Origin of the sequence: Buttiauxella sp. B2, assembly GCF_006376615.1 — a bacterium.
Classification (GTDB): domain Bacteria; phylum Pseudomonadota; class Gammaproteobacteria; order Enterobacterales; family Enterobacteriaceae; genus Buttiauxella.
Genome location: NZ_VEXQ01000001.1, coordinates 471,509 through 495,646, shown reverse-complemented (window position 1 = coordinate 495,646; position 24,138 = coordinate 471,509). Strand labels below are relative to the sequence as shown.

General features: G+C 48.4%; 19 protein-coding genes. 15 read left to right on the top strand and 4 right to left on the bottom strand.

Going from position 1 to position 24,138, the window contains the following annotated elements; genetic code table 11:
* Positions 1–90 precede the first annotated feature (90 nt).
* Together FH968_RS02565 and FH968_RS02560 are read right to left on the bottom strand one after the other, a co-directional pair.
* Positions 91–2,115 carry a heparinase II/III family protein gene (locus FH968_RS02565; protein ID WP_139876947.1) on the bottom strand — a complete coding sequence of 675 codons (2,025 nt, stop codon included), beginning with the start codon at positions 2,113–2,115 and terminating at the stop codon, positions 91–93.
* Positions 2,116–2,135: 20 nt separating this feature from the next.
* Positions 2,136–3,350 (bottom strand): alginate lyase family protein, encoded by a 1,215-nt coding sequence (locus FH968_RS02560; protein ID WP_370451464.1) that lies wholly within the window; start codon positions 3,348–3,350, stop codon positions 2,136–2,138.
* 558 nt (positions 3,351–3,908) lie between these two features.
* Here FH968_RS02560 and FH968_RS02555 point away from each other — a divergent pair.
* The 5 genes from FH968_RS02555 to FH968_RS02535 all read left to right on the top strand — a co-directional run bounded on the left by FH968_RS02555 (position 3,909) and on the right by FH968_RS02535 (position 9,252).
* Positions 3,909–5,201 (top strand): sugar ABC transporter substrate-binding protein, encoded by a 1,293-nt coding sequence (locus FH968_RS02555; RefSeq protein WP_139876942.1) that lies wholly within the window; start codon positions 3,909–3,911, stop codon positions 5,199–5,201.
* A 76-nt stretch (positions 5,202–5,277) separates the two neighbouring features.
* Positions 5,278–6,156 (top strand): carbohydrate ABC transporter permease, encoded by an 879-nt coding sequence (locus FH968_RS02550; protein WP_139876939.1) that lies wholly within the window; start codon positions 5,278–5,280, stop codon positions 6,154–6,156.
* A gap of 10 nt (positions 6,157–6,166) precedes the next feature.
* Positions 6,167–7,006: a carbohydrate ABC transporter permease gene (locus FH968_RS02545; RefSeq protein ID WP_139876936.1), complete on the top strand. Its 840-nt coding sequence runs from the start codon at positions 6,167–6,169 to the stop codon at positions 7,004–7,006.
* A gap of 10 nt (positions 7,007–7,016) precedes the next feature.
* Positions 7,017–8,105 carry an ABC transporter ATP-binding protein gene (locus tag FH968_RS02540; protein ID WP_139876933.1) on the top strand — a complete coding sequence of 363 codons (1,089 nt, stop codon included), beginning with the start codon at positions 7,017–7,019 and terminating at the stop codon, positions 8,103–8,105.
* 10 nt (positions 8,106–8,115) lie between these two features.
* Entirely contained in the window at positions 8,116–9,252 is a 1,137-nt protein-coding gene (locus FH968_RS02535) for an alginate lyase family protein (protein WP_139876930.1), read from the top strand.
* A gap of 100 nt (positions 9,253–9,352) precedes the next feature.
* Here the strand turns inward: FH968_RS02535 and FH968_RS02530 are convergent, their stop codons facing one another.
* Positions 9,353–9,856, bottom strand: coding sequence for a non-heme ferritin-like protein (locus tag FH968_RS02530; RefSeq protein WP_139876926.1), 504 nt, complete (start codon positions 9,854–9,856; stop codon positions 9,353–9,355).
* A 269-nt stretch (positions 9,857–10,125) separates the two neighbouring features.
* Positions 10,126–11,004: an AraC family transcriptional regulator gene (locus tag FH968_RS02525; RefSeq protein ID WP_139876924.1), complete on the bottom strand. Its 879-nt coding sequence runs from the start codon at positions 11,002–11,004 to the stop codon at positions 10,126–10,128.
* 228 nt (positions 11,005–11,232) lie between these two features.
* Between FH968_RS02525 and FH968_RS02520 the strand changes: the two genes are divergently transcribed.
* The 10 genes from FH968_RS02520 (at position 11,233) to otsA (ending at position 23,984) form a co-directional block, all read left to right on the top strand.
* The gene (locus FH968_RS02520; RefSeq protein WP_139876922.1) at positions 11,233–13,065 is read left to right on the top strand and encodes a DUF2264 domain-containing protein; all 1,833 of its coding nucleotides are present in this window, start codon (positions 11,233–11,235) and stop codon (positions 13,063–13,065) included.
* On the top strand, positions 13,062–14,342 hold the full coding sequence (locus FH968_RS02515; protein WP_139876920.1) for an oligosaccharide MFS transporter: 1,281 nt from the start codon (positions 13,062–13,064) through the stop codon (positions 14,340–14,342). The genes FH968_RS02520 and FH968_RS02515 overlap by 4 nt, the downstream gene beginning before the upstream one ends.
* A 14-nt stretch (positions 14,343–14,356) precedes the next feature.
* A complete protein-coding gene (locus FH968_RS02510; RefSeq protein ID WP_139876918.1) occupies positions 14,357–15,562 on the top strand; it encodes a glycoside hydrolase family 88 protein in 1,206 nt (401 codons plus the stop codon).
* 45 nt (positions 15,563–15,607) lie between these two features.
* Positions 15,608–16,165, top strand: coding sequence for a DJ-1/PfpI family protein (locus tag FH968_RS02505; RefSeq protein ID WP_139876916.1), 558 nt, complete (start codon positions 15,608–15,610; stop codon positions 16,163–16,165).
* Positions 16,166–16,500: 335 nt separating this feature from the next.
* Positions 16,501–17,490 carry an arabinose ABC transporter substrate-binding protein AraF gene (araF, locus tag FH968_RS02500; RefSeq protein WP_139876914.1) on the top strand — a complete coding sequence of 330 codons (990 nt, stop codon included), beginning with the start codon at positions 16,501–16,503 and terminating at the stop codon, positions 17,488–17,490.
* Between the two features lie 152 nt (positions 17,491–17,642).
* Positions 17,643–19,157, top strand: a complete 1,515-nt coding sequence (gene araG / locus FH968_RS02495; protein WP_139876911.1) for an L-arabinose ABC transporter ATP-binding protein AraG — start codon at positions 17,643–17,645, stop codon at positions 19,155–19,157.
* A 14-nt stretch (positions 19,158–19,171) separates the two neighbouring features.
* Positions 19,172–20,161, top strand: coding sequence for an L-arabinose ABC transporter permease AraH (gene araH / locus FH968_RS02490; RefSeq protein ID WP_139876909.1), 990 nt, complete (start codon positions 19,172–19,174; stop codon positions 20,159–20,161).
* Positions 20,162–20,362: 201 nt separating this feature from the next.
* Positions 20,363–21,628 carry an HAAAP family serine/threonine permease gene (locus FH968_RS02485; protein ID WP_139876907.1) on the top strand — a complete coding sequence of 422 codons (1,266 nt, stop codon included), beginning with the start codon at positions 20,363–20,365 and terminating at the stop codon, positions 21,626–21,628.
* A gap of 153 nt (positions 21,629–21,781) precedes the next feature.
* Positions 21,782–22,585 (top strand): trehalose-phosphatase, encoded by an 804-nt coding sequence (otsB, locus tag FH968_RS02480; protein ID WP_139876905.1) that lies wholly within the window; start codon positions 21,782–21,784, stop codon positions 22,583–22,585.
* Complete coding sequence (gene otsA / locus FH968_RS02475; RefSeq protein ID WP_139876903.1) at positions 22,560–23,984, top strand: alpha,alpha-trehalose-phosphate synthase; 1,425 nt, start codon at positions 22,560–22,562, stop codon at positions 23,982–23,984. The genes otsB and otsA overlap by 26 nt, the downstream gene beginning before the upstream one ends.
* Positions 23,985–24,138 lie beyond the last annotated feature (154 nt).

Here is a 24,138-nt window from a genome sequence, read left to right as displayed (position 1 = left end):
TATTTGTTAAAATTCAATAAAAACATGTAGTTATAACAAATAATTAACAATTGAGAGAAAGTGGCGGATTAATACAAGCATCATCCGCCATTAGTCCTGGAAGGGAATATGCACAGTTTTAAGGTGAGGAAGTACTGTACAGTCTTCGGCAACATCAACCACTAACGTCATTTCACCGCGTTTGAGAAAAATGCGTATACCGTTGGTATCTGGCGTGACTTGCATATCAGTTATCGGTTGCTGGGTGTCAAAATCCCAGACGCAAACAAATTCGGGGTTTTGCTCCTTACTGCGTAGAACCAGATAGCTCAGGTCCTGAACGGCTGGGTTATCCGGCGCATTTCCTTGCCACAACTCGGCCTGGCCATATAGCCATAAAGCTTGCCCACTTTGTGCGGTGGAAAAGTGTCGCGGCTGGCTATTGGTCAGTTGCACGACATGGGCATCATGCATGATTGCCAGCGGGCCATGTGTACTAAATATCGCGGGTTCACCTTCCACATCAAGCGTTTTTCCTTGCAGATGTAGTGTCCAGTCGATTTGTTGGTTATGTGGGTTTTGCACGCAACTGATATCGATTAATACGTTATCCAGCCATAGTAAACGGCGGCGAAAACGCACATCTTTCCAGGCTTCGCTGTCCCACTGCACTCGGGTATGGCTATCAAGTTCAGGTGGTGTTTGCCGCCAGTCCACTTGGGTATCCAGCCAGCAGAAAGCATCACTTTCATGATATTGCTGCACGACAGGGATCGCGGGTGGCTGGTTGGTTTGGTTAACCGTTATGGTGTTGTGTGTGGCGCTATTTTTGTAATACGCATAATGCATTGGTGCGCCATAGCCGGTGGTGCCGAGATCAGGAAGAATTTCTTCTGCACCATTAAAAAGCACGATATTCAGGCGATCGTAGTGATCATGTTCGCCACCATAAGGTGAATGTTTTACTAATAACGCTCTTTTCTTTTGCGCATCACGCCAGATAGTCAGGCCACAATCCGGGGCATGAAGATGACTCGTTGGAATCAGCTCAGGAACCTGTTCCGGCAGCGGTGTGGTGTAAAGAAATGTATCAAGATGAGGGTGCGGCTTACGCTGATTGATAGCTTTCAGGGCCGCGGCGTACTGCGGGTCCTGATAGTAATGCCAGGCAAATTCATAAAGGTAACTGTGGTCGAGTTTTTCCTGGCCGTAGATGCAATCGTTAATACGCGGGAATGAGCCGTCAGGCATCAGCAGTGTTAGCGGGAAGCTGAGCATTTTTCTATAGTACGGCTCATCCAACAGGCTCCAGCGTGTACCTATCGCCATCTTTTCAAATGCCAGGAACCCTTGCAGGGCGTAGAAGTGATAATGGATTGACCCCTCGAACCATAAACCTTCCTCGAACAACCCATGCTCAAGTTGATAACGCAGCCCATAAGGTTGGTTGAGTGCAAATTCCAGCAATGATTCATCTTCAAGAACAAAGCCCAAAACGCCTACCGCGCAGCCGATTTTGACTTCGTGGTTATGCAATTGCGCAGTGCGATGGGCCATCAAAAACTGCGCGCCTTCACGTAACAGGCGCGTGGTGATGTATTCACGTTGTTCAGTGTTTAGCGCTTCACTAATGCAATCGTAACCTAAGGTAAAATCAAGCAGGCAGTTGGCTTCACACAAGGTCTGGGCATTCATCTTGCCCGGCCCGTTGTAGGGGATGCCACCGTGGATTGCATATCCTGGATAAAACTCGGCATAGCGCATCAGCAACTCGCTGACTTTATCCAGATAATGGCTTTCCCCTGTGAGTTGCCACAATAAACCTAACTGGTGACAGGCTTTAGCGTTTAGCCCATTGAGTTCGCGCCACCAGGCACCGTCGTAAGGCTCACCGCTAAACCGCTTCCCGTCTATTGGGCAACAATGAGAAGTGGGGTTGTCACGGTCCCACACCAGTCTTACCGCGTGTTCAGGGCAGTAATAATAGAGATTCCAGGTTGCGAGTGCAGTTTCCGGCACCCTCACTGGGTTATTAAGCACTACCGCATTATCTGCTATCAACAGCTCAAGTATTTCTGGCTGCTCTGAAACCCGTTGCCGGAGAAGAATAAGTTGTTGCGTGGTGAACTGCTTCATCGCTCGATCCTTATTCTCAATCAGTGTTGTTTCAAAGGGGTAATAAGATGAGAAATATCATCCGGATATTTCGCCATAAGCCATTGGGCTTTCTCAGTAAACAGTTTGTCGTCAGGCCATGCACGCGCGGCACTCACCATGTTAACCAATGCTTTTTTATCATCCATTTTATCAATATCCTTCCACGGCCATTGCTCGTTGCTATTAATGTAGTTCGCGACGTAGGTGTAACCTTTGCGCAGATTATGGTCATCCAGCGAGAAGTTCCAGACATCCACGTCGGCGAGTTCCCCTAAACGTCCCAGTTTGTTATACGCCTCAAGATGGAAGTTGCTGTAGTGCCATGGGCGAGTACGCTCAATTTCTGCCATCTGGCGGCCTTCTCTATCAAAATGAGAAGGAATACGGCGCAACTGGGTTATTTGCAGACGTTTTTTTGCACCCGCAGTGTCACCACTAAACAGGGCAAACGATGCGGCCTGTAAATCAAAATATGTCCCGTGATTGTTGTGCCAGTTATCTTCTTCAAAACCGTTTTGGCTGGTGGTCATCCAGTGGTAAAAATCGCCATACCACTGTTTTATGTTCTTGTAATCATCCTCACTGAGAACATTTGCCGGGCGCAGCAGCTCAACGGCGTCAATCACTTCAACCAGTGCACGGCTGTCAATCAGGCCGATCCCACGTCCGTCATTAATTCCAGGAATAGCCTGTGCAAATTGCAGGTTGGGATTCATACGTGTTTCAGGTTTTACAAACCAGTTTAATAGCTGATCGCGGGCTTTATCAGCATAGGCCGGGTTTTGGGTGAATTGCCACGCCAGTGCCAGCGTCCAGACATCATTACTCATATTGACCAGGCGTTTTTTATCCGTGGCATCACTGTTGGCATCAGGATTGGTTTGGCCATCTTTGCGAATGTAGGGCAGACCATCTTTTTTAGTCGGATCTGGCCACCAGTAAGGTGGGAAACTGTAGTAATCGTGTTTGTCGCCGCTGGCGGCGGTCAGGCTTTTATCCATTACTGAATAAAGGGGTTTGGTCAGCGCCTTATCGGCTCCGGTAATTAATTTTTGATACGCACCTACAAACTCAGGATTTTGTGCCTTCACCTGTTGCTGACTGTAGCGCAAATCATCGAGTTTAATTTGGAGTGGGTGTGCATCGGCGGCATACAACGGGGTGACATTCAATACACCGCCAACAGCCAGCGAAAGTAATGACAAGCAAGACAATAAAGTGGGTTTTGTCTGGCGCATATTTTCTCCGTCAATCGGTAAATTTATCGAATAATACTTGGGTGATAAGCATTACAAATCAGACGCTCAGGCGTCGAAATATACTTTTCATTCACTCATGGTGTTATTAGCTCTCGTTAAACATGAGGCTGGAATTAATATTTATGATGTTGAGTGCGCAGTGTAAGAGACGGAATTAAATTTTATGTGACTTATATCAAGTTAATGCTCTCAACACGAAATACCCATCTGAAATGTGCAGGTCGTCACTAAAATGAGTGATTTTAAATTATTTTTTATCAGTTGCTGATTTTGTTGATAATTTTAACTATTTGAATTTAATTGTTATTTTAATATTCGTGTTTTTTGGGTTGTGTTAATGCGTGATGGGTAGCACGTTTTTAAATTATGAAACGACATTTCTGTTTTGGAGCGTTGTGTTTATTTGTGGGCTTCTATTTAATTACCGGGCAGCCTTTCCCTTTATGGAAATAACCTGCTTCACACCATATCTTCAATAAGTGAATCTCTAATAAAATAAGGATGTGAATATAAATGTTTTCTAAAAAATTAAAATCCGTATTACTGATCTCTGCCCTGGGTGTGAGTTTCTCACAAGCGTTTGCTGCCGAAACATTGAATGTATGGATTCGCGCCAGCAATGATTCTAAAAATATTTACACCCAAGAAGCTGAAACTTTTGAGAAAAAAACGGGCATTAAAATCGAGTACTTTAATGCCACAACAGATTTCGAACAGCGCCTGGCGCGAGCGGCCGCTGGGAATGCATTACCCGATCTTATCTTCAATGATGCGGTAGCTATTGGGCAGTTTATCCAGCTTGGTATCGCACAAGAAATTGATCCGAAAACTATTGAAGGAAGCGAAAACATTTACCCAACCGCCTGGGAAAGCACACGCTATACCGACGGAAAATTCTACGGCGTCCCCACTTCAGCTCAAACTTTCGCGCTCTTTGTGCGTAAAGACTGGCGCGAAAAGCTAGGAATGCCTGCGCCAAAAACCTGGAGTGATGTGGAAAAACTGGCGAAAGCCTTTACTACACAAGACCCGGACGGTAACGGCAAAAATGATACCTACGGCTTCTTGCTGCCAGGTTCAACCACACGCGGTTACGCTAGCTGGTTCATGAGCGCATTCTTGTGGCAAGCAGGGGGGGATTTTATTCGTGAAGGCGCGAAAGGTACCTTTAAAGCATCGCTCGACGAACCAGCCGCTACGGAAACGTTGCAGTTTATGCGCGGCATGTTGTGCGAAAAAGTCGTACAACCTGGGGCAATTAACGCCACTACCGCCGACATCATCCCTTCATTCCGTTCCGGGCAAACCGGCATGTTTTTCACCGGGCCTTATCACATTGCTCTATTTGACAAAGACCCAGGCAAAGATAAGTTCGAAGTTGTTACGCTTGAGGGGCCAAAAAACAGTGCCACTCTTGCAGAAGGAACCACGGTATTCATGATGAAAAGCAGCAAAAACAAGGAAGCTGCGCGTAAGTTCATCGAATTCATGATTTCTCAGGAAGGGCAAGAAATCGGTATGGGTAAAGGCAGCAAACATATGCCAGTGGTGCGTTTGCCTGTCAACAAACAGGTGGATACCCAGGCGGTGTATAACGACGAACGCTGGGCAACCTTCGCCAAACTCTACGCTGAACAAGGCCGTTATGTGCCACAGGTTCCAAACTGGACGCCAATTCGCCAAATAACAGCCGATGGTTTTAACCGCATTATGGCTGACTGCAACGGGGATATTGCCGCAGAACTCAAAGTCACCAACGAGAAGGTTAACGCTGAGTTGGCTAAACAGCAGGTACTGGCAAAGTAAGCGCTGGTTTTTGTACGTCCGGTGGATGTCGCACGCACATCCACCCTGTTGATCTTAATGGAAGAGCGATAAGACGATGTTAACTTCCCGCCAGAAACGGAATCTGGTGCCGTGGATATTCCTGGCCCCGGCATTGGTCATCTTCACCTGGTTTAAATTCATCCCGATGCTACAAGGCCTGGTGATGAGTTTCTACAAGGTGAACTTTAATCAACCTGACGAATGGGTTGGGTTTGCCAATTTTACCCGCGCTTTCGCAGATATTGAACTGCATGCGGCTGTCTTCAACACCTTTCTTTATGTTGTGGTGACCATGGTGGTCGGCGCGGTACTGGCGTTTTTCCTTGCCATGTTGCTTGAAGGGCCTGCTCGCCATTTGCGTTTTATCCGTACTGCCATTTTTTTGCCAGCGGTAACCAGTGCGGCAATCGTTGCTGAAATGTGGCGCATCCTGTTTAACCCAACGCCTAACGGAGTGGTGAACCATATTCTGAGCTGGTTCGGTATTGCCGATCAGGGGTTCCTGGCCAGTTCTGACCAGGCGCTTTGGGTCATCATGCTGTTGCATATCTGGAAAGCCGTACCGTACAACATGGTGATTTTTATCGCAGGCCTTGCAGGCATTAGCCGTGATTTGTACGACGCCTCAAACGTTGATGGTGCTAACTGGTGGAACCGCCTGCGTTACGTCACGCTACCTGGCATGATCCCGGCGATATCAGTGGTGTTAATGCTGTCGTTTATTCGTGGATTCCGCGTGTTTGCTGAAGTGTATGCGACCACGGGCGGTGGGCCATCTAACGCCACCGAAATGATCATGACCCACATCTATAAGCTCGGTTTTGAGCAATTTGACTACGGCTATGCTTCGGCGGTGTCGTTCCTGTTATTCGCCTTCACCGTGGTGCTGACAATTTGTCATCTCACGCTGAAAAAGCGCATTGCCCGCTATTAAGGAGCTGCCGATGCTTAGCAAACGTTGGGATACCGCAGGCCGCTGGATGATTTATGGCCTGCTGTTGATAGTTTTCGTCGGGCCATTCTGGGGCATTGTTGCTACTGCGTTTAGCGGTGCACCGGTTAAGCCAGGTGAGCTGTTGGCGTGGCCAAATGAGTTTTCAATGGAAAACTTTATTTTTGCCTGGCAGGACATCGGTGTCTGGCAATACTTGCTGAACTCGATGGTGGTGGTGTTTTTTGGCACCATTTTGCAGGTTTCAGTCAGTGCGCTGGCGGCTTACGCGCTGGCGCGTAAAAAGTTCATCGGCGTCTCCTTGGTGAGTCTCATCATTCTTTCCACCATGATGCTGCCGGAAGAAGTCATCGCCATTCCGCTGTACATGATTATCAACTGGCAGTTGCCATTGATTGACTCGTCCCTCTACAACACTTACCTGGGCATGATTATGCCGGTGGTGGGCTGGGCATTTTCTATCTTCGTGTTAAGTGAGTTTATGGCCGCCATTCCTAAAGAACTGGAAGAGGCCGCACGAATTGACGGTGCGAATGAATGGCAAATTTTCTTCCACGTTATTTTGCCGCTGGTGAAACCGGCTCTGGGTACGGTAGTGACGTTTGGTTTCATCATGATTTGGGACCAATACCTGCTTCCGCTGATCGTCGTTAACAGTGACAGCCTGAATACCATTCCTGTGATTCTTGGACGGCTGCGTACTGATGAAAGCATCACTCCAAACATTTTTATTGCCATCACACTACTGGCAATGCTGCCAAGCATCATTGTTTATCTCGGTCTGCAAAAACATTTCAATCGCGGGATTATGTCCGGCGCGGTCAAAGGATAAGGGGCGACACATGGGTTCCGTGGTACTGAATAATGTCTGTAAATCTTATGGCGATGTGCACGTCATTAAAGATGTCTCTCTGACCATTCCTGACGGTGAGTTTTGTGTATTGGTCGGCCCGAGCGGCTGCGGTAAATCAACGCTACTGCGCATGATTGCAGGGCTTGAAGAGATAACCGGCGGTGATGTGGCAATCAATGAAAAAGATGTAACGGACGTCGAGCCAAAGCTTCGCGACATCGCAATGGTATTCCAGAGTTACGCACTTTATCCGCAGATGACAGTGCGCGAAAACATGGGATTTGCGCTCAAAATGGCAAAATTGCCGAAAGCGGAAATCAACCGCAAAGTCGATGCTGCAGCCGATCTGTTGGGGTTAGGAGTTTTACTCGACCGGCTACCAAAAGATCTCTCCGGCGGCCAGCGCCAGCGCGTTGCGATGGGGCGTGCGATTGTGCGTAATCCGCAGGTATTTTTGTTCGATGAACCGCTGTCTAACCTGGATGCCAAATTGCGTACTCAGGTACGTGGGGAAATTCGTGAACTGCATCGCCGTCTGAAAACGACCTCTGTTTATGTTACCCACGACCAAATCGAAGCCATGACCATGGGACAGATGATTGTGGTGCTGCGAGAAGGGCGTATCGAACAGGTTGGCAGCCCGCTGGAATTGTATGACCGACCGGCAAATTTATTTGTCGCAGGCTTCATCGGCTCGCCTGAAATCAATCAATTAAAAGGTGAGGTGACTGTGCAAAATGGGGAGATGATGCTGCGCCTCGCTGATGGCTCCCTGTTAAACTTGCCGGCAGGTGTTCAGGTCAAACCGCAACAAACCGTGGTTTATGCTATTCGCCCGGAACAGGTCAATGTGGTGGGTGAAAGTGAAAACGGTGGGGCGCTAAAAGCGACCATTACCGCCATTGAGAATACCGGTTCTGATATGCAATTGTTCTGCAACACAGGAGGAGGCTCATTTACTTCGGTGTTTAAGCAACGCCTGGATGTGCAGGAAGGTGAAACGGTATGGCTACAACCCAAATTAACCGGTATTCATATTTTTGATGCCGAAAGCGGGTTGCGTGTCGCGTGCCATTAAGGAGTCGAGAATGAAGTTGTACACCCTGGATGTGACTTGTCTGGAAAATGCCCGCCGTGGCCTACAGCAACCTTTTTCTCCGTTACAGTTGGCCCTAGGCCGCCTGATCAGTGAGGCGGATAAACTCCGCGGACAACCCCCGGAAAGCGTGGTGCATAAGAAGTTGTGCCCGGTGAGTGGTGACCCACATGATTACTACAGCCTGGGGACATACTGGTGGCCCAACCCGCGCAGACCCAATGGCTTGCCTTATATCCGTCGGGACGGGCATACCAATCCGCAATGCCAAAATAATGATACCGATACCACGCGTATTATTCGCATGTGCGAACGCAGCCTGGCACTCGGTCTAGCCTGGTATTTTAGCGGGCACCGCAAGTATGCACAGGCAGCAGCAGAGCAAATCAAATGCTGGTTTCTTGATGAACAAACGCGTATGAACCCGCATCTCAACTATGGCCAGGCAATTCCGGGCATTGTTTCCGGGCGTGGCACCGGGCTTATCGATACACGCTTGTTATGGATGGTGATAGACACCATCGGTTTGATTAGCCCTGCGGGCGTGCTGGATACTGACGACATTATTGGTTTGCACCAGTGGTTCAGGGATTTCAACCAGTGGATGTTTTTCAGCGATGTCGGCCATTCCGAATATGTGTGGCATAACAACCACGGCACCTGGTATGACGCACAGCGTGCAGTCAATGCGCTGTTCTATGGCGATAAAGGGTTGGTCGCAAGAATTATCCAGCAGGGGATCACCCAACGGATGGCGGCGCAAATCGATCAGGAAGGCAAACAGACGATGGAACTGGAACGCCCAGTGCCTTTCCACTATTCCTTGTTTAACCTGGAAGCCCATTTGCTGCTTAATCGTTACGCCGAGCACATCGAATTTGACCGCTGGAACGAAGTGCGGGACGGCAGAAGCGTGAAGCTGGGAATTGACTACCTGATGCCGTTTATCGCTGACCCAGATCTGTGGCCGTACAGCGATTTACAAGGCATCGTTTGGGACAGTGCTTTACGTTTGCTGTTGCAATCAATGCGTGGCTATCCGAAAGAAGCTGTCCGATATAAAACGGTGCTGGCGAGCTTCCCGGAAGATACGCTGAGTTTGCGTGAGCAATTGATGTGGTGCGCCTAAGGTACAAAACGGATACAAACGGTGGATATCGCACAACGCTAATCTACTCTGCAACGGTTTCGTAGGTCGGGTAAGCGTTGTGCGCCCGACCCAACGAATCTTAATGCTGCTGGTGATTTACTAAATTAGTCAGATGCACGTCGGTCTGGCTCATACACAGCCCAGCCTTATGTGCGTTGCGTACTTCGTCAAGGATAGTACTCAGCAGCAAACCTTCTTCTTGCTGTTCCTGGTCCATCGATTTCAGGAAAGTGAGTGTCGGATAATCTTTTAATACTGTCGCTTCAGCAGTCAATTTAGTTAGCATTGCGCAACGCTGCTGATGATCTTCTATCGTTTTTTCAAACAATGTTTCTAAAGAGTCGCATTCGCTTTGTGGTGCCTCCATGGCCTTCACAATGGGAGTGCCCCCCGCTTGCTTCATAAAAGTAAAGATACGCATCATTTGCGTCACATTGCATTGCGCCTGGTTTCTTAAAAATGTCGCGGTACCGGTTAAGCTTTTTTCTGAGCACCAGCTACTTAGGCGTAAATACAGATTTGATGAATAGAAGTCGCGGTTAATCTGCAAGTTAAGTCTTTGAACCATACCGGAAGTTGCCATAATAATTCCCTTATTAGGTTGGAATGTCGGGTTAAGACTGGAATATTGCAGTAGAAGAGATACCACCGTTATTTAAAGAGTACCTCTTTTGAGGTATCAGGAGAACGGCTAATTCTGCTGTTTTACCCTTATTTACAACCTAATTTATTGTGGGATATTAATATTGAAAAACTTAATAATCACTACCGTCAGGGTTACCTGGATGTTATTTAAATATAATTATCAGAAGTGTGATTTACACATTAATAATTAATGTGCTAACAAGTGGTTTATTGTGTTAGATCATATTTTTCGGCCATCACTAATTGAGCTCGTGACTGCTTGCGATATTGCAACGGAGTCTGGCTCATCATTTTTTTGAAACAAGTAATAAAGTAAGTCACCTCGATAAATCCAACTTCCTGGGCGATGGCGTCGATGCTTAACGGTGAGGTTCGCAACAAATCACAGCTTTTCTTGATACGACGCGTCAGCAAGTATTCCTGAATGCTGCCACCCGTTTGCTGGCGAAAAATACGTGAGGTATAGCTGCGCGATAATCCGACGGATTGCGCCAGTTCATCAAGTGAAAACTTGTCACTGTAATTGTTCTCAATCCATTGCATGATGCGAGAAGCAACAGTTTGTTTTTGCTGAATATATTTCTGAGGTTGATCAGGTAAAAAGGCCATGATTTGCATCATCATAAATGCGACATCACTAGCCGTCGAGTGGTCGGTGGGATCCAGTTTATCGAACTGTTCGAGTATCACCTCCATAAACTCAGCCTGTTCGCTCAAATCGTAAATTTGGGCAGGAACATGACTCGCGGCGAGGGCCGAAAATTGGGATTGCTGGCGCGGAAAAGCGTGCAGTGTACTGATCACCGATGAATGTTCAATGTGCATTGCGGTGCGGTGGTACTGATTTTTGTCGTCAGCATCAACGTGCACCTTATGCAACCGAAACGGCGGAAAGATAAAAAGTCGCCCAGGCCGTGCGGTGTAATGTTGGTTATCCACCACTACTATCCCATATCCTTTTGAAATATATAAAAACTCAACACACTGATGCCAATGGTAATACTGGGCACTGGAAGCCTGCAGACGATGAAATGAGATAACCTGGCTATCGAGCGTAATTCGTTCCATCCATTGTGGTTCACTCATTTCCCCTCCAGGACAACCAATTTAAGTTTTTACACCATGATTTGTAATTTATTGCTCCGTTGAAGAGAAAAATCCACTTAAATTGAAATGACGGTTTATTTTTGTGATGTCGCTCACTCGGAGCCTGTAATAAAAGGGACTATTCTTTGCACCAACGCGCAGAAGTTGCGCTAAGAAAATATGAATAACAACAACTTATAATATTCTCGTGTCTGGCGGGAGGACATCATGCAACCTGAAAACATTACACTGAGCAACCCTTTAAAAAGTAGGTCTGATCTTCATAAACTGGTGAATGAATTATTGAGTGCTGTTTCACCATTCTTTAAAAAAGATGCCAGTCGTGTCGACCTTGCTAATTTCACTGCTCATTACGGGCAGCAAGTAGCGAATATGGAAACTTTCTCTCGCTTGCTGTGGGGTGTCACACCGTTGCTGGCGGGGGGACACGAGCCAGAACAATTCTCTTTTTACATTCAGGCGATAAAAAATGGCACCAATCCGGCGCACGCTGATTATTGGGGAGAAGTTGCACCTTGCGATCAACGTATCGTAGAAATGGCGGCCTACGGGTTATTGCTGGCTGTCGCACACCAGCCACTGCTGGCGCATTTTAATGAACAAGAGAAACAAAATCTTTGGCAATGGCTAAAGCAGAGCGAAAACCAGGACATTCCGGACAACAACTGGCATTTCTTCCCGATTCTGGTGCAAGTGGGTTTCCACCACTGTGGAATGCCAAACAATGCAGATGCCCTGGAAAAGCATTTCGCGGCAATGGAGGCTTATTATCTCGGCGATGGCTGGTATTCAGATGGCCCAGGCCGCCCGCGTGATTACTATATTTCGATGGGTTTCCATTTTTATGGCCTTATTTACGCCAAATTAATGGCCGACGTCGATCCTCAGCGTTGCAACAAATTACGCCAGCGCGCTACGCAATTTGCTGCCGATTTTATCCATTTCTTTGCCGATGACGGTGCCGCCATTCCTTTTGGCCGCAGCCTGACTTATCGTTTCGCGCAGGCGGCATTCTGGAGTGCTGCTGCATTTGCAGGCCTGGAAGTCTACGAACCCGGAGTGGTGAAAGGTATCGTGCTGCGCCATTTGCGCTGGTGGCTGCAACAGCCGTTGTTTGATCGCGATGGAGTGCTAAGCGTTGGCTACAGCTATCCCAACCTGATTATGGCTGAAGATTACAACGCGCCGGGTTCCCCATACTGGGGGCTAAAAACCATGCTGGTGCTGGCGCTTGGTGAGCAAGATGCATTTTGGCAAGCCCCTGAATTGCCGTTACCACGTCGTGAAATGGAGCACTGCATTCCCCACGCATCACAGATTTTGGTTCATCAGCATAACCATTTATGGATGCTGACTTCCGGACAACTCGAGTTAAACAACTTCGTTAATACCGAAGCCAAATACTGCAAATTTGCTTATTCCACGCGCTACGGTTTCACCATTGAACGTGGGCGCTATGGCTTAAACCATGCCGCTCCAGATTCAATGCTGCTGTTATCAGAGAAAGACGGCTACTGGCGTGGGCGTCGTGATTGCCAGCAGGTAAACACTGCTGATGGCATGATTTTCAGCCGTTGGCAGCCATGGTTCGACGTCACTATTGATATGTGGTTATTGGCATTAGGCGACTGGCAACTTCGAGTGCATAACCTCAAAACCGCGCGTGAACTCGATATTGCCGAAGGCGGTTTTAGCCTGCCAAATCGCCCACTTCCACAAGCTCAGATTCAATTAACAAGTTGTTTGCTCACAACGGCCACCGATACCAGTGTCATTTACTGTTTAAGTCCGCAGCAGCGACAGGGCGAGCAAGTTTTAACACCGCCGAATAGCAACCTGCTGTTTGCCGAACGAGCAGCTGTTCCGCTGTTGCGTGGCGAACTGAATGCAGGAACACATTTGCTAATAAGTGCCATTTGGGCGGGAGATACGCACAAGTTCGACGTGCACGCTTGTCCTCAAGCCATTATCAGCGATGGCGTTGTGCGCCTGGTGATGGGCCGCCATGAAAAACACGTCATTCTGGAGAGTATCCAATGAGCATGTCGACACCCACACGTACCGCACAAATAAAAATGAGCAGCTTTATCTTTCTCTACTTTTTTACCTGGTCTTCAAGTTTTGGGCTGTATGCCCTTTGGTTAAGCCAAAAAGTAGGGTTAGACAGCATCACCATCGGTAGCGTTTTTGCCATCAACGGTGTCTTTGCCGTGGTGATGAAGCCGGTCTATGGCTACATCATGGACAAAATAGGGATGAGCAAATGGTTGCTCTATTTTGTCTGCGCAATCTCTGCATTAATGGCACCGTTCTTCGTCATTGTTTACCAACCACTGCTGCTAACACACACGACGATAGGCATCATTATCGGCGCATTTTATCTGAGCCTCGGCTGGTACGCAGGTGTTGCGGCCTCCGAATCTTATGCCGACCGTTTTAGTCGCTTATATGGTCTGGAATTCGGTCGTATCCGCATGTGGGGTTCACTCGGCTGGGCGATGGCGGCATCCGTTTCAGGTTTGCTGTTCAACTACACGCCGTTGGCGAATTTCATTGTCAGCAGTACAACGTCTGTTTTGATGCTACTGGTGCTAATTAGCCTCAAGATTGGTGACGAACAACTGCGTAATAACAACGTTATCTCAGCAAACAAAATTGTCTTTGCCGATGTTGTGATGCTGTTGAAAAACCAAAAATTCTGGATGTTCAGCCTGTATGTAGCGGGCGTGGCCTGGATGATGTTTGTTGCCGAGCAACAATTCCCGCGCTACTTCGTTTCGTTCTTCGAGACCAAAGAGCAGGGCAATGCCTGGTATGGATATCTGAGCACGGTTCAGTCCGGCATGGAATTCGTGATGATGATGTTCATCCCCGTGCTGGTAAACCATTACGGTGCCAAAAAAGGATTGCTGCTTTGTGGCTGTGTGGTGGGTTTGCGCCTGATTGCGTCTGGCATGACAAACGATCCGATGATTATCTCAATAATCAAACCGCTTTATGGCGTTGAGATATCGCTGCTGCTGATCTCGGTCTTCAAATATATTGCCGAGCATTTCCACAAAAAAATAAACGCTACCATGTACTTACTGGGTTATCAGGCGATGATTTATGTCGGTTCGGTTGTCGTCGCACCGCCAGCCGGTTACCTGTACGACAAAATTGGCTTCGAGCACACCTATTTGATGATGGGATGCTGCGCGCTGCTGTTCACCTTGATTTCAGCGTTCACTCTTTCGCGCTGCCAGTCAAATCGCGATGAATCTCGCATTTTTGCACCCGCCTTAGACACCGCACCGGTCGAGCCGGTTAAACATTAATTAAAGGAAACGTTATGACCCGTACTTTAGTCACTGAAAACGTGGTGACCGAGCCACTGCGCCCAATTGAATTACATCAAGTAGACCGCCTGGCGCTGAAACGTAAGCTAGATAATGCCTTAGAAAGCGTGACCAAAAAGCTGGATAAAACCATTATCGCGGTGGGCGATAAATTCCCAAATGAAGCCTGTGAAAATGGAAAATGGCAACCTACTGGCAACGTAGAGTGGACGACGAGTTTTTGGCCAGGCCAACTGTGGCTTGCGTGGGAGATGACGGGTGATGACAAATATCGCCAGGCAGCAGAGCGTTATCTGCCATCTTTTGCTGAACGTTTAAATAAACGCATCGAAACGGCGACTCATGACCTGGGCTTTTTATATACACTTTCCTGCATCAATGCCTGGCGTTTAACAGGTAATGAAGAAGCTCGAAAAACAGCGTTGCTGGCGGCAGATATCCTGATGGAACGCTTCAACCCTGTGGCAAACATCATTCAGGCATGGGGGGATTTGAATGATCCGCAACAACAGGGACGGATGATTATTGACTGTAATATGAACCTTCCACTGCTTTACTGGGCAAGCCAGCAAACCGGTGATGCACGTTATGCGCAAGCGGCTACAGCGCACGCGCAGCAGGCAGCGAAATACATCGTTCGCCCAGATGCTTCCACATTCCATACTTACTATATGGATGTGATAACCGGTGAGCCGAGATTTGGTAATACGCATCAGGGTTACAGCGACACTTCATGTTGGTCGCGCGGACAGGCATGGGGCATTTATGGTTTCTTGCTCACATACCTGTACACCGGTGACAAAAGCATGGTTGATCTGACCCGCAGCCTCGCCCATTACTTCATCAACCGTTTGCCAGAAGATGACGTTTGCCACTGGGATCTGGCGTTGTTGGGCACCGATGCGGTGCGCGATAGCTCTGCGGCGGCGATTACCGCCTGCGGTTTGCTGGAACTGGTGAAAGTGCTGCCTGCGCTGGATGAACATCGTGCCCATTATGAAGAGATGGCACTGCGTATTATCCAGTCGCTAACCGATAACTATTTAGCGCGGGACGATGAACCCTGTGAAGGTTTGCTGAAACATTCGGTGTATCACATGGCCAGCGGCAAAGGCGTGGATGAATGCTGTAGTTGGGGAGACTATTTCTACCTTGAAGCACTGGCGCGTGTGCGCCAGGTGTGGAGTCTCTACTGGTAAGTTTTTTACCCCCGTTAAACAACGGGGGATACATGGAGAGCCGTGATGAAAACTGTTGCAGTCCTGTTGGCCCCGGGTTTTGAAGAAGGGGAAGCTATTGTTACCATTGATATTCTGCGTCGCCTGAAAATTAATGTCCGTACACTGTCTTGCGTAGATACGCGCGCGGTGGTGAGTTATCACGATATTCCAATGGTGGCTGATGCCACACTAAGTGAATGTTTTGATGACACCTTTGATGCCGTTGTACTACCCGGCGGCCCGGAAGGCAGCCTCTTTTTAGCCCAGAGCGTCAACGTGATTGCTTTTGTGCGCCGCCATGATGAACTGGGCAAATTTATCTGCCCGATTTGTTCAGCAGCCGCGCGCGTGCTCGGTGGCAACGGTTTGCTCAAAGGCCGCCGTTACGTTTGTTCCGGTGATTTATGGCAGCAAGTGACGGACGGTGTGTATGTGGATGCTGACGTGGTAGAAGACGGCAACCTGATAAGTGGTAAAGGGTTGGGAAAAGTGTTTGATTTTGCACTTACCGTAGCGGCACGTCTGGATGGTGATGAAGCGCCAGCGCGCGACCACGCGGAACATATTTATTACCCCTGGTGACCGACCCCATTTTCTGGCGGGGAAGTGTAATGCTTTCCCGCCTGCATGAAATTTCGCCTACATAATCTTTTTATTTATCCCCCCCCCGCTAAATTTATGGACAAATAAGCTAACTCTCTTTTCATTTGTCCGACATATGCCGCCCTTTTTATGTCTTTAATTGCTGAATACATGCACGGTTTTACTGTATTTCTGCCGTGTGATTCGGCTCTCCTATGGATTATTAATTTCCCGCTACAACTATCTCCAGCCCCGAAAGCAAAAGCCAATACGACTAATGGCTTGTTTTAACTAAACCTTACCCTACACATAATAAAATCGAGCTGGAGTGAACCATGCACAAATTTACTAAAGCGCTGGCAGCCATTGGCATTGCCGCGGTTATGTCACAATCCGCTATTGCAGAAACAATGAAGCTAGGTTTTTTGGTCAAGCAACCAGAGGAACCATGGTTCCAGACCGAATGGAAATTTGCCGATAAAGCCGGGAAGGATCTTGGTTTTGAAGTGATTAAAATTGCAGTTCCAGACGGCGAAAAAACCCTTAATGCCATCGACAGCCTGGCGGCTAGCGGTGCGAAAGGCTTTGTCATCTGCACCCCAGATCCAAAACTCGGCTCCGCAATTGTCGCCAAAGCGAAAAGCTACGATATGAAAGTTATTGCCGTCGATGACCAGTTTGTCACCGCGAAAGGTAAACCGATGGACACTGTTCCATTGGTCATGATGGCTGCGACCAAAATTGGTGAGCGACAGGGGCAAGAGTTGTACAAAGAGATGCAAAAACGTGGCTGGGATGTGAAAGAGTCTGCTGTGATGGCGATTACTGCTGATGAACTTGATACCGCGCGCCGCCGTACTTCCGGCTCAATGGACGCCCTAAAAGCTGCTGGTTTCCCGGAAAAACAAATTTATAAAGTACCAACCAAATCTAACGATATTCCAGGGGCATTCGATGCCGCTAACTCTATGTTGGTTCAGCATCCCGAAGTCAAACACTGGCTGATTGTCGGTATGAATGACAACACCGTGCTGGGCGGCGTTCGCGCAACTGAAGGCCAGGGCTTCAAAGCGCCGGATGTAATTGGTGTGGGTATCAACGGCGTGGATGCGATAAGTGAATTGTCGAAAGCGCAGGCCACTGGTTTCTACGGTTCTCTGCTGCCAAGCCCGGACGTACACGGTTATAAGAGCAGCGAAATGCTCTACAACTGGGTCGCCAAAGGTGCTGAACCACCAAAATTCACCGAAGTTACCGACGTGGTTCTGATCACTCGTGACAACTTTAAAGAAGAGTTGGCTAAAAAAGGTCTCGGCGGTAAGTAATCCTGGATAACCTGGTGGTGGATGCCGCTTGCGTTAATCCAATCTACAACGGCATTTCGTAGGTTGGATTAGCGTTAGCGACATTCAACCTTTAATTGATGTTCGCCACCCGGCTTCAGCGTTTCAACCCTGTGTAAAACAAAGGGTAAATCATGCAACAGAACACACCGTATCTCTCTTTTCGTGGTATAGGCAAAACTTTCCCCGGCGTGAAAGCCTTACAGGACATCAGTTTCGACTGTTATGCCGGGCAAGTTCACGCACTAATGGGGGAGAATGGCGCAGGGAAATCAACGCTGCTGAAAATCCTGAGCGGCAATTACGCCCCGACCCAGGGCAGCATTATACTTCGCGGCGAAGAAGTCACTTTTGCGAACACCCCCGCAGCACTCAATGCTGGGGTCGCGATTATTTATCAGGAACTCCATCTGGTGCCGGAAATGTCGGTGGCAGAGAATATTTATCTCGGGCAACTTCCTCATAAGGCGGGGTTTGTTAACCGTTCTTTATTGAACTACGAAGCGAAATTGCAGCTTGAACACCTGGGGTTGGATATCGACCCAAGCACGCCGCTCAAATACTTATCCATCGGCCAATGGCAAATGGTCGAAATTGCTAAGGCGCTGGCGCGTAATGCAAAAGTCATCGCTTTTGATGAACCAACCAGTTCTTTGTCGCGTCGCGAAATCGACAACCTGTTTCGGGTCATTCGCGAATTACGTGCCGAAGGCCGCGTAATCCTCTATGTTTCGCACCGCATGGAAGAAATCTTCGCCCTCAGCGATGCTATTACCGTGTTTAAAGATGGGCGCTATGTGCGTACTTTTGAAGACATGCAGCAGGTCAATCATGACTCGCTTGTGCAGGCAATGGTTGGACGAGACTTAGGTGATATTTACGGTTGGAAGCCGCGTGATCACGGGCCAGAACGTTTGCGGCTCGATGGCGTGAAAGCGCAAGGCGTACGCACGCCAATTTCACTTTCGGTACGCAGCGGCGAAATCGTTGGGCTGTTTGGTCTGGTGGGCGCCGGTCGCAGCGAACTGATGAAAGGTATGTTTGGCGGCACGCGCATTACCGATGGAAAAGTGTCGCTTGATGGTGAGGTTATCAGCATCAATAAGCCCGCAGATGCGATTCGGGCTGGAATGATGCTGTGCCCGGAAGACCGAAAAGCTGACGGGATTATTCCTGTGCATTCAGTGCGCGACAACATCAACATTAGTGCGCGGCGTAAGCACATTAGTGCAGGTTGTCTGATTAACAACCGCTGGGAAACCGACAACGCGGCTGCACATATTCGTTCTCTGAATATCAAAACCCCTTCTGCCGAACAGTTAATTATGAATCTTTCCGGCGGCAACCAGCAAAAAGCGATTTTGGGACGCTGGCTGTCAGAAGATATGAAAGTGATTTTGCTCGATGAGCCGACGCGTGGCATCGATGTTGGGGCAAAACACGAAATCTATAACGTGATTTATGCCCTTGCGGCACAAGGCGTGGCGGTGCTGTTTGCATCAAGCGATTTGCCTGAGGTGCTGGGCCTTGCCGACCGCATTATCGTCATGCGCGAAGGGGAAATAGCCGGTGAATTGCTGCATGGCGAAGCCTGTGAGCAACAAGCATTAAGTCTGGCGATGCCGAAAACCAGCGCCGCTGTCGCATGAGTAAGGAGAGAAAAATGTCTGCATTAACTACATCATCGGGCGACAGTAAGAAAAAGTCGTCTTTGAGTCTCGGGCGTATCTGGGATAACTACGGCATGTTGGTCGTGTTCGCGGTGCTGTTTATCGCTTGCGCTATTTTTGTGCCGAACTTCTCTTCTTTTGTGAACATGAAGGGGTTAGGGCTAGCTATTTCGATGTCAGGGATGGTGGCGTGCGGCATGCTGTTTTGTCTTGCGTCCGGTGATTTCGATTTATCCGTAGCGTCGGTCATTGCTTGCGCAGGCGTTACCACCGCCGTCGTTATTAACATGACTGAAAGCCTGTGGATTGGCGTGGCGGCAGGGTTGCTGCTCGGCATGTTAAGTGGTCTGGTGAACGGTTTTGTTATTGCAAGACTGAAAATCAATGCGTTGATTACCACGCTTGCTACTATGCAAATTGTGCGCGGTTTGGCGTACATCATTTCTGATGGTAAAGCGGTTGGCATCGAAGATGAGCGTTTCTTTACGCTGGGTTACGCCAACTGGTTGGGGTTGCCAGCGCCAATCTGGTTGACGGTCGGTTGCCTGATAATCTTTGGTTTCCTACTTAATAAAACCACCTTTGGACGCAATACGTTGGCGATTGGCGGTAATGAAGAAGCGGCGCGTCTGGCGGGCGTACCGGTGGTGCGTACTAAAATCATTATCTTCATGCTTTCAGGTTTAGTCTCTGCGGCAGCGGGGATAATACTTGCCTCGCGTATGACCAGCGGCCAGCCGATGACATCTATCGGTTACGAGCTAATCGTGATTTCTGCCTGCGTGTTGGGTGGTGTGTCACTCAAAGGCGGAATTGGTAAAATTTCCTATGTCATTGCCGGGATCTTGATCCTTGGCACAGTAGAAAACGCCATGAACTTGCTGAATATTTCTCCTTTCTCGCAATATGTGGTGCGCGGTTTGATACTGCTGGCAGCTGTTATCTTCGACCGCTACAAACAGAAAGCGAAACGTAGCGTTTAACCCAGGTAAACGGGTGCAATTAACATATGCACCCGTTTAATATTTCCTTAATTCAGTAGCCCAGTGTTTAACTGTGATATTGCTTAGATTATTAGTATTTCCCTCCATGAACTAATTCAAACCAGGATGTTAATCACTGCAATAGTCACGTGGCTAAAGTAGAGTCTGCCGCGTTGAATTCGGTCTCAAGGAGATGAGCTAATGAGCAGTGATGTTAACTACACCAGCAGTAAAGTGCGTGTTCCCGGTAATCGGAAATTTGATACCACCTGGGTTCTAAGTCTTTTTGGTACGGCAGTCGGGGCAGGGGTGTTATTTCTCCCGATTAACGCCGGGATGGGGGGCTTCTGGCCGTTAGTGGCTCTGGCAGTAATAGTAGGACCGATGACCTGGCTTGCTCACCGTGGATTGGCACGTTTTGTGTTGTCATCACGTAATCCAGGCAGCGATATCACTGAAGTCGTTGAAGAACATTTCGGCGCTAAAGCCGGTATCTTAATCACGCTACTCTACTTCTTTGCCATCTATCCAATTCTGCTTATCTACGGTGTGGGTATCACTAATACCATTGATTCGCTTATGGTTAACCAACTTGGCATGGTTTCACCACCGCGAATTATTTTGTCGGTTGTACTCATTGTCGCGTTAATGGCAGTTATGCTGACCAGCGAACGCGTGATGCTGAAAATCACCGAGTGGATGGTTTATCCGTTAGTCGGTATTCTACTGTTCCTCTCTTTATATTTGATACCGCACTGGAATACCGCAGCAATTTCGCAAGTACCGACCGCGATGGATTTCACTACAACGATGTGGCTGACAATTCCTGTTCTGGTGTTTGCCTTTAACCATTCTCCTGCGATCTCTTCTTTTGCCCTGTCTCAACGTCGTGAATACGGCAATCTGGCAGATGAAAAAGCCAGCCAGACACTGCGCAAAACCTCCACCATTCTGCTGATATTTGTGATGCTGTTTGTCTTTAGCTGTGTGCTAAGCGTCACTCCGGCTGATCTGATGGCGGCAAAACAGCAAAACATTTCGATGCTGAGCTTCCTTGCCAATAAATTCGATAACCCGCTGATCTCCATTTTTGGCCCACTGGTTGCGATTCTGGCAATTTCCAGCTCATTCTTTGGACACTACCTCGGCGCGCGTGAAGGTTTGCATGGTCTGGTGAAAAAAATCGCCCGTCACAACGGCAAACGTTTTGACGACCGCAAACTCAATAAAGCCATTTCGCTGTTCTTCCTGTTGAGCTTGTGGCTGGTGGCAACACTGAACCCAAGCATCCTTGGGATGATTGAATCCTTGGGCGGCCCAATCATTGCAATGATTCTGTTCATCATGCCGATGTACGCCATCCATAAGATGCCTGCGCTGGCGAAATTTCGTGGAAAAGCGAGCAATATATTCGTTACGGTTATGGGGCTTGTGGCAATTTCAGGTCTGATCGCAAGCTTCTTCTAAACTCTGCAATACCCAAGCGCCAGGCCATATGCGGCCTGGCGTTTTATCCTGGAAAATTGCGACACCCGTCACCCTGTCTATACTTACATGGCTAATCATTAATTTTCGTTACCGTCACGGTGGCGAAACTCATCATGTAAGGAGGAGCCACTGGTGGCTGAAGCATCATCTGTACCGCCTCTACTTTCAGGAAACTTTGCCTTTTTCTTCGACCTCGATGGCACACTGGCAGAAATCAAACCGCACCCGGATCAAGTCTACATTCCGGCAGCAGTGCGCACGTTACTGCAGAAAATGTCTGTCATGAGCGACGGTGCACTGGCATTGATTTCAGGGCGTTCAATGGCTGAGCTCGATAAGCTTGCTACCCCATTTCACTTTCCGCTTGCGGGCGTACATGGGGCGGAACGCCGCGACATCAATGATAAAACCCATATTGTGACACTCCCTGAGCCAGTCGTTGTGGCATTGCATCAGCATTTAACCGAAGCGCTCTCACAATTTCCCGGTACGGAACTTGAGGCCAAAGGAATGGCGTTTGCACTGCATTACCGCCAGGCACCAGAGGCGGCACAGGCGATTCTGGAAATAGCCCAGCAAATGGCGTTGCGTTATCCAGAACTGGCGTTGCAGCCGGGGAAATGTGTCGTGGAGTTGAAACCATTGGGAATCGATAAAGGCGCGGCTATCCGCACGTTTATGCAGGAGGCACCTTTTGCAGGCCGCACACCGATATTTATCGGCGACGATTTGACTGATGAAGCAGGGTTTAAGCAGGTCAATGCCCTTGGCGGGCTGACTATTAAAGTCGGGAACGGCGACACCATTGCTAACTATCGGTTGGCAAATGTACGCATGGTTTATCACTGGCTTGGCAAATTAACGCAACACATAGAACAACAAAAGTCTGACATTTTACGGGGAGAAGATTATGAGTCGCTTAGTGGTAGTCTCTAATCGCATTGCGCCACCGGATGATAAAAAAAGCAGTGCCGGTGGCCTGGCTGTGGGGATTTTAGGCGCGTTAAAAACGGCGGGTGGATTATGGTTTGGCTGGAGCGGCGAGGTAGGGGACCCCAATGCGGCATTAAAAAAGACCAAACGAGGTAACATCACCTGGGCTTCTTTCAACCTCAGCAAAGAAGACTACGAAAGCTATTATCTGCAATTTTCTAATGCCGTACTTTGGCCGGCATTTCACTATCGTCTTGACCTGGTCGACTACCAGCGTGATGCGTGGGAAGGCTATAGCCGGGTGAATACCTTGCTGGCAAATAAGCTAAAGCCGCTGTTAGAAAAAGACGACATCTTGTGGGTACATGACTACCATTTGCTGCCATTCGCTGCAGAATGCCGTAAACAGAGGTTAAATCATCGCATCGGTTTCTTCTTACATATTCCATTCCCAACGCCGGAAGTATTCAACGCACTGCCGCCCCATGATGAGTTACTCGAAGCGCTGTGTGAATACGATTTACTGGGTTTCCAGACTGAAAATGATCGCCTGGCGTTCCTCGACTGTATCGCCAGCATCACACGTCTGGATAATCAGGGGAAAAATCAGCATCTGGCATTCGGTAATACGTTTCGTACCGAGGTTTATCCAATAGGTATTGAGCCTGCGGAAATTAAAAAAAGTGCGCAAGGTCCGTTACCGCCGAAACTGGCTCAGCTCAAAGCTGAACTGGGCAGTATCAAAAATATCTTTTCAGTAGAGCGACTAGATTATTCCAAAGGGTTACCGGAACGTTTCCTCGCGTTTGAAGCGCTACTTGAGAATTATCCGCAACATCACGGGAAAATTCGTTATACGCAAATCGCACCGACTTCACGTGGCGATGTTCAAGCTTATCAGGACATTCGTCATCAACTGGAAACCGAAGCAGGACGAATTAATGGTAAATACGGGCAATTGGGCTGGACACCGCTGTACTATTTAAACCAGCATTTTGATCGGAAATTAGTGATGAAAGTCTTTCGTCACGCGGATGTTGGGTTAGTCACGCCGCTACGCGATGGCATGAATCTGGTTGCGAAAGAGTATGTTGCGGCACAAGATCCGGCAAATCCTGGGGTGTTGGTTTTGTCGAAATTTGCCGGTGCGGCTAATGAGTTGTCGTCCGCACTGATAGTGAATCCGTACGATCGTGATGACGTCGCCGCGGCTCTGGACCGCGCATTAACCATGCCGCTCACAGAGCGAATATCACGCCACAGTGAAATGATGGCGGTAATAGAGAAGAATGATATTCATCACTGGCAGCAGAGGTTTATCGAGGATCTAAAGCAAGCAGCGCCAAGGAGTGATGCGTTTCATTTGGGGAAGAAAGTGGCGACGTTTCCTAAGCTTGCATAACGGGTCACTGACTATTATGGAACGATCCCCCCAATCTTTGGGTACCCTAAATAATTCAAGTTGTGGGTAAGCGGTATCGTTTTGACCCGAAGGGTGAACCTCCAGGTGAGGTTCATCAATCCCCACCATTTGAAGTATGACGGGATAACTTAAA